Annotated in this window: 7 protein-coding genes; 3 read left to right on the top strand and 4 right to left on the bottom strand. The window is 68.8% G+C overall.

The genetic code is table 11. The features are described from left to right. A partial coding sequence (locus JNL41_RS21750) for an MFS transporter (RefSeq protein ID WP_293478379.1) occupies window positions 1-519 on the bottom strand: 519 nt, incomplete at its 3' end. Window positions 520-645: 126 nt separating this feature from the next. On the opposite strand from JNL41_RS21750, the gene JNL41_RS21745 reads away from it, so the two are divergent. After that, complete coding sequence (locus tag JNL41_RS21745; RefSeq protein WP_293478378.1) at window positions 646-1,578, top strand: ABC transporter substrate-binding protein; 933 nt, start codon at window positions 646-648, stop codon at window positions 1,576-1,578. A gap of 12 nt (window positions 1,579-1,590) precedes the next feature. Here JNL41_RS21745 and JNL41_RS21740 read toward each other — a convergent pair whose 3' ends face one another. After that, window positions 1,591-2,649: a LacI family DNA-binding transcriptional regulator gene (locus tag JNL41_RS21740; RefSeq protein ID WP_293478377.1), complete on the bottom strand. Its 1,059-nt coding sequence runs from the start codon at window positions 2,647-2,649 to the stop codon at window positions 1,591-1,593. A gap of 148 nt (window positions 2,650-2,797) precedes the next feature. On the opposite strand from JNL41_RS21740, the gene JNL41_RS21735 reads away from it, so the two are divergent. Both JNL41_RS21735 and JNL41_RS21730 read left to right on the top strand, forming a co-directional pair. Next, entirely contained in the window at window positions 2,798-3,184 is a 387-nt protein-coding gene (locus tag JNL41_RS21735; protein ID WP_293478376.1) for a RidA family protein, read from the top strand. A gap of 36 nt (window positions 3,185-3,220) precedes the next feature. Continuing rightward, window positions 3,221-4,831 (top strand): hypothetical protein, encoded by a 1,611-nt coding sequence (locus JNL41_RS21730; protein ID WP_293478375.1) that lies wholly within the window; start codon window positions 3,221-3,223, stop codon window positions 4,829-4,831. A 78-nt stretch (window positions 4,832-4,909) separates the two neighbouring features. On the opposite strand, the gene ppk2 is transcribed toward JNL41_RS21730, so the two are convergent. Further along, window positions 4,910-6,040, bottom strand: a complete 1,131-nt coding sequence (ppk2, locus tag JNL41_RS21725) for a polyphosphate kinase 2 (protein ID WP_293478374.1) — start codon at window positions 6,038-6,040, stop codon at window positions 4,910-4,912. A gap of 118 nt (window positions 6,041-6,158) precedes the next feature. Beyond that, a partial coding sequence (locus JNL41_RS21720) for a 2-oxo acid dehydrogenase subunit E2 (RefSeq protein ID WP_293478373.1) occupies window positions 6,159-6,552 on the bottom strand: 394 nt, incomplete at its 5' end.

The raw sequence follows: 6,552 nt of genomic DNA, 5'->3' as shown, positions 1-6,552 counted from the left end.
CGGGAGCATCAGGATGCTGAGATACCCCCCCACCACGGCGCCCAGCGGAAAGCCCGCGAAGACCAGGGCGATCAGCGTCGCCTGGTGTCTTCGCGGCGCGAACTCCGAGGTCATCGCCATCACGTTGGGAATGGCGCCGCCGAGGCCGATGCCCGCCAGGAAGCGAAGCGCCAGAAGCGCGTTCCAGTCCTTCGCGAACCCCGTGCAGAGCGTCAGCACCCCGAACATCAGCGTGCTGGCGATGATCACGAGGCGTCGGCCGAAGCGGTCGGAGACGAGACCGAACAGCACCTGCCCGACCATCAGGCCCACGAGAGCGGCGCTGAACACAGGGCCGAACGCGTTGCCGGGTATGTTCCACGCCTCTGCGATCGCAGGCGCGACGAACGCGATCGCCTGGGTGTCGAAACCGTCCAGCATCGCCACCAGGAAGCAGAGCCCGAACGCCAGGATCTGCAGGCCGCGCAGAGGCGCTTCATCGATCTCCTGGCCGACGTCGATGGGAGGCGCAGCGCTCATGACCACTCCGGATTGTGCAATCGTTTGTATTGATCTTGCGATGACGCGTGTCAAGGCGTAGGTCGTGGCCTTGGTAAATTACCCTTCTCACAGCGTGCAAACGATTGGATCGCCGTGACTCACTCATTGAAGGTCATCGCTTTCGCCGGCGCGGCGAACTGGCCGATCTGGGCCGGGCTCGAGGCGGGAACCTTTGCTTCCGAAGGGCTCGACGTGAGTTTCGCCCTGACTCCGAACTCACGGCAGATGGCGCGCGACCTCTATGACGGACAGGCCCACATCGCCTTCACCTCGATCGACAACGTGGTGGCCTACGTCGAAGGGCAGGGAGAGGAGCCGCTGGCCGGCGTCCCTGATTTCGTCGCCTTCCTCGGCATGGACGACGGCCTGCTCAGCGTCGTGACGCAGCCGGATCTGCCGGACGCCGAGCCGCTCACCGGCCGCCGCGCGTCGGTGGATGCGCCGACCACGGGGTTCGCCTTCGTGCTCTACGAGCTGCTGGCCCGCGCCGGACTGGGAACACCCACGATCGCGGGCGTGGGCGGCGGCGCCGCACGGCTCGAAGCCCTGCTCGAGCGAAAACATGACGCCACGCTTCTCAACGCGCCGCTCGACATGATCGCCGAGAGCCACGGCTGCATCAGGCGGGTGCGCGCGACGGACGTGCTCGGGGCCTACCAGGGCATCGTGGCCGCGGCCCGCCGGCGCTGGCTGAAGGAGAATGGGCCCCTCGCCTCGGCGTTCATTCGCGGCCTTCTCGAAGCCCTCGCCTGGCTCTCGGACCCCGCCAATGCGCCGGCCGCCAAGGCGTTGCTGTGCGCGCGCATGCCGATGCTGGGCGCCGAGGTGGCGGATCGCGCCTACGACCTCCTGGTCACGGACGGCGGTATCCGTCGAGACCTTTCCGTCGATCTCGCGGGCGTCGCCACCGTGCTCGATCTGCGCCGACGGCACGGCCCGTCCTCCGCGCCCCTGGCGGACCCGGCGGCCTATGTCGACACGACGCTGCTGCGTGCCCTCGGCCAGGCTACTCGGCGTCCCGGCCCCGGACCGGCCTGAGCGCCGAAGGCTCTATCCGGCGCCCCGCCGGCGAGCCGCGGTCCTCGGTCTCGCCGTGGAATCACGAACGACGAGCTGTGGCGCGAGGACCAGGGTCCGCGTCGAGGCGGAGGGATCTCGCATGCCTTGCAGCAGCAGGTCGGCCGCCTCCCAGCCCATCTCGCGATGGCTGATGCGCACCGTCGTGAGCGGCGGCGCGACGAGGTCGACGAGCGGCATGTCGTTGTGTCCGACCACCGACACGTCGGCGGGACACCGCAGGCCCCGCGCCTTCAGCGCGTCGTAGCAGCCGAGGGCGAGGAGGTCGTTCGCGGCCACGAACGCGGTGATCTCCGGATGGGCCTCGAGCAGGCGGTGGGCGGCGGCCTGTCCCGCCTCGCGCGCATAGGCCTCCGCGCTCTCACAGGGGGCGGCCTCCGGGGCCAGGCCACGCGCGGCGATCGCCGCCAGGAAGCCGCGGTGGCGGTTGTAGCCCGTCGAGGTCGACTCGGGCCCGCCGATCTGGGCGATCGCGCGATGGCCGAGGTCCATGAGGTGGTCGACCGCGAGCTGCATGCCGAGCGCGTCGTCCGACACCACCGACGAGAGGCGGCGCCTGGCTTCCGAGCGGTTCACCAGCACGGCCGGCAGGCGCTGAGCGATGCAGTAGTCGACAAGCGGGTCGTCTCGCGTGACCGCGGCCAGCAGCAGCCCCTCGACCTGCCGGGCCACCAGGCTGCGCGCGAGATCGAGCTGCCGGCCCCCGTCCGGCACATCGGCGACCACGGTCAGGTAGCCTTCGGCCGCGAGCCGTTCCGAGGCGCCGCTGAGGATCGGGGAGAACACGGTGTTGGCGATGTCGGGAACCAGGATCCCGATCAGATGGGACCTGCCGGTGCGCAGGCTCGCCGCCACGAGGTTGGCGCGATAGCCGAGGCGCTCGGCCGTCTCGGAGATCCGTCGAACGACGGCCTTCGACACGCGGTGGCTCGTCGCCGGGTTCAGCGCCCTCGACACGGTGGACGGATGCACGCCTGCGACCTCAGCGACCTCGCGCAGCGTCACCACGCCCGGCTCCGACTTCCCGACCATCCGCTCGTTCGCTCCGCCGCCGGCGGCCTCTCGGACGCCCGTCCCAGCCAGTCAATACCGCGCAATATGTTGACGCGCCTCGCTTGATTGTGCAAACGGTTGCACAAATTCCATCGTCGTCTTGCAAAACAATGAGGCCGCAGCAGCCATGAAGAAATCCTACTACGCCGGCTCGTGGCAGAAGGGCCGCGCCTTTTCTCCCGCGGTGATCACGGAGGGCGGCCGCACCATCTGGCTCGCCGGCCACACCGGCCAGAAGGACGACCAGGGCGCCTCGCTCGCCGGCGACTTCGAGGCCCAGGTCCATCAGACCTTCCGCAACCTGGACGCCACGCTGAAGGCGGTCGGCGGCGGGCTGGGCGACATCGTCACCATGACCGTGTTCCTGACCGACGCCCGTCACACCACGCGGATGACCGAGATCCGGGCCGAGACCTTCGGCAAGGACTTCCCCGCCAGCGCAGCGGTGACCGTCACGGGCTTCGCCGACCCGACGATGCTCATCGAGATCCAGGGCGTCGCCGTCCTCCCCTGAGCCGTTCGCAGGCTCCTTCAAACCGTGAGGCGTCCCATGGGTCGTGCCGTTCTGCTCCACACCTTCCGTCTCGGGGCGGCCATCGCCGCCGCCGGCCTGCTCTGCGGCTCTGCGGCCATGGCCGGACCGCCGCCCGCCAAGGTCGATCCCTCCAGCTACGGCATGACCGCCGACGGGACGTTCGTACACCCGAAGGCCGCACCCTCGACCACCTACGCCGGCCCGAACCCGGTCAAGGGCAGCCTGAGCTACCTGGAGCAGAAGCAGTACATCAAGAACATGAAGGTCGAGGCCCACTGGGACATCGTGGTCCGGCCCGGCCACACCTGGCAGCACTTCGTCGACATGAACGGTCGGCGCTACATGTTCCATTATTACCGCGAGTTCGTGCGGGTCTACGACGTCACCGATCCGGTCCACATGACGACCGTGCTGAACAAGACCTACACCGACGGGTCCTGGTTCGGCGCCGCCTCCATCGCGTTCAACAAGAAGCTGGACAAGTGGATCATGATCCAGACCTTCGAGGTGCCGCGGTCGCACGGCGGTCTCGACGACAAGAAGTACAGCGACCCGGCCGCCGCCGCGCGCGTCATGAGCGCGCCCGGCTTCCGCGGCTTCCGGGTCTACGAGCTCAAGAGCCCGACCGAGTGGGTGCAGCTCGCCGAGGTCAGCATGGACCTCCTGAACCCTCACGCGACGGTGCAGCAGGGCGGCGGCGGCTACGACGTGCCCCACTACGTGGGCGGCAAGTACGCCTATCTCCTGGGCGCCCCCGACAACACCTTCACGCACATGGAGTTCTCGAACCAGCTCTACTCGCCGATCCACATGATCTACGACATGGAGGACCCGTCGAACCCGAAGCTGGTGTCCAGTTGGTGGGCGCCTGGCCAGCGCCTCGGCGAGGAGGACGCCTACGCCAAGTGGCCGAGCGCCGGCGATCACACGTCGTGGACGGGCGGGCGCCTGCCGATGGAGCTGCCCGTCGAGATCGAGGACGGCGGGCGCTATGGCTACACCGCCATGGGCAGCCTCGGGTTCTACATCGTGGACCTCCTCGACCCGACGAAGCCCAGGACGGTGAGCTCGCTGCAGCTCTCGAACGGCGTCGGGGGCGTCGACGGCGACCACGTCGACGTCTCGCGGGTCGTGCGGCGGGGCATCGTGCTGACCGGCGGCTATCCGATGAACGAAGACTGCTACGAACCCTGGAAGGACGTCAGCATCATCGACGTGAAGGACCCGGCCAACCCCAAGGTGATCAGCGTGCTTCCCCGGCCGGTTCCCCCGAAGTCGGCGCCGTACAAGGACTTCTGCCTGCGCCGCGCGAAGTTCGGGCCGAAACGGGCCTCGCCCTACTATTCGCCCGGCGTGAGCGACCCCAACATCGCCGTGTATCCCTACTTCAACGCCGGCGTTCAGCTCTACGACATCTCCGACGCGACCAAGCCGAAGAACGTGGGCTACTTCGTGCCGCCCCTGGGCGGCAAGCTGGGCGGTGACCTGAGTTCCTACAACTCGCCGACCGAGAGCGTCCACGTCGAATGGGACCGCAAGCTCGTCTGGCTCTTCAACACCGACGGCATCTACCTCCTCTCGAGCCCGGTGCTCGGCAAGCCGGTGCTCGACGGGCTGGTGAAGTGACCCGCCCCGACCGCCGTCGCCGGTCCGTCCGGCGCGGGCGGCGACGCGTGAAGGACCCGGGGCCGCCCGCGTCCGGAGCTAGAGATACCGGCCGGAGCTGAGGTCGTGCTCGCCGCGCTCGTGGATGATGTTGGCGCGGCCCACCAGCAGGTCGTCGACAAGGCCGATCCGCGCCAGGTCCTTGCCCGCATAGGGCAGCGAGTGCAGCACGTAGCGCATGGCGTTCAGCCGGGCGCGCTTCTTGTCGTCCGACTTCACGACCGTCCAGGGCGAGTCGGCCGTGTCGGTGTGGAAGAACATCGCCTCCTTGGCCCGGGTGTAGTCGTCCCACTTGTCGAGCGAGGCCATGTCGATCGGCGACAGCTTCCACTGCTTCAGCGGGTGAACCTGGCGCTCCTTGAAGCGGCGGCGCTGCTCGTCGCGGCTGACCGAGAACCAGAACTTGATCAGGTGGATGCCGCTTCGCACCAGGTTGCGCTCGAACTCGGGCGTCTGGCGCAGGAACTCGTCGTACTCCGCCGGGGTGCAGAACCCCATCACCCGTTCCACGCCGGCGCGATTGTACCAGCTCCGGTCGCACAGCACGATCTCGCCGGTGGTCGGCAGGTGCTGCACATAGCGCTGGAAGTACCACTGCCCGCGCTCCACCTCGCTGGGCTTCTCCAGGGCGACCACGCGCGCGCCGCGCGGGTTGAGATGCTCCATGAAGCGCTTGATGGCGCCGCCCTTGCCGGCCGCGTCGCGGCCCTCGAACAGGATCACGACACGCTGGCGGGCGTCCTTCACCCAGGCCTGCAGCTTCAGCAGTTCGCTCTGCAGGATGAACTTCTGCGCCTCGTAGTCGACGCGGAGCATCTTGTATTTGTAGGGATAGCCGCCGCGCCGCCAGTCGTCGGCCAGGTCGTCGCGGGTGTGGCGCGGGACCTTGACCTTGGCCGGCAGGTGCAGGGCGCGGCGAAGCTGCGCCGCGTCGTCCGGGGCGTCCCCGGCCAGGATCGCGGCGACGCCGTCCTCGGCCCCATCCCCCAGCGAGCGCACCGCCGCCAGTTCGGCCTGCTGTGCGGCGTCGACCGCCTCGCCCACGTCGCGGCGCTCGACGCCCGCCGCGGTCAGCTCCGCCGAAACGTCGCCCTCGGCCGTCGCGCGGGCGTGCGGCCGGCCTGCGCCCGCGCCGTTCGCCGCCTTGGAAGTCTTCCCGACCGTCGCCATGCAAACCCCTTGCTCCAATCGCCTACAATCCCAGAGATTGGAGCATGATCGCCTTGATGGCGATCAATCGGCGCCGATGTGCGGCGGGCGGGCGGGCGGGCGGCCCCGCCAGGCCCCTTTAGACGATCATCCGCAGGGGTTCTTCGAGCATTTCCTTGAAGGCGGCGAGGAAGCGTGCGCCGACGGCGCCGTCGACCACGCGGTGGTCGCAGGTGAGCGTGACGCTCATCACGTTGGCGATGACGATCTCGTCGCCCTTCACCACGGCCCGCTTCCCGCCCGCGCCGACCGACAGGATGCAGCCCTGCGGCTCGTTGATGATCGAGGCGAAGGTCTTGATGCCGAACATGCCCAGGTTCGAGACGCTGAACGTGCCGCCCTGGAACTCCTCGGGCTTCAGCTTCTTCTCCCGCGCCCGGGCCGCCAGGTCCTTGGCCTCGGTGGCGATCTGGGCCAGCCCCTTGGTCTCGGCCCTGCGGATGATCGGCGTGATCAGGCCGCCGGGGATGGCG

It is taken from the genome of Phenylobacterium sp., from assembly GCF_016793285.1.
Classification (GTDB): domain Bacteria; phylum Pseudomonadota; class Alphaproteobacteria; order Caulobacterales; family Caulobacteraceae; genus Phenylobacterium.
The sequence above is the reverse complement of the archived record's forward strand: the minus strand, read 5'-3'. Positions and strand labels throughout refer to the sequence as shown.